This window comes from Pseudomonas sp. S32 (assembly GCF_016648095.1).
GTDB lineage: Bacteria > Pseudomonadota > Gammaproteobacteria > Pseudomonadales > Pseudomonadaceae > Aquipseudomonas > Aquipseudomonas parafulva.
In genome coordinates this window covers 1-211 of sequence record NZ_JACVVF010000138.1, presented here as the reverse complement: position 1 = coordinate 211, position 211 = coordinate 1, and the positions used below count along the sequence as shown (strand labels likewise).

1 protein-coding gene is annotated in these 211 nt (G+C 57.3%); it reads left to right on the top strand.

The genetic code is table 11. The features are described from left to right. Positions 1-211: immunoglobulin-like domain-containing protein (locus IAE38_RS23760; RefSeq protein ID WP_201219604.1), on the top strand; the 211-nt coding region annotated here is incomplete at both ends.

The following is a 211-nucleotide window of genomic DNA, read 5'->3' as shown; positions in this document are numbered from 1 at the left end:
CAATGATTCGATCGATACCACTACCGCGACCCTCACGGCGAATCCGTCGGTCACCGAAGGTGGCGTCATCACTTACACCGTGACGTTGACCAACCCAGCGCAAACGCCGGTTACCGTGACCCTGTCCAACGGCCAGGTCATCACTGTTGAAGCGGGTAAAACTCAGGGCAGCATCGACTTCCAGACGCCGCCCAATGACGTTTACAACGGT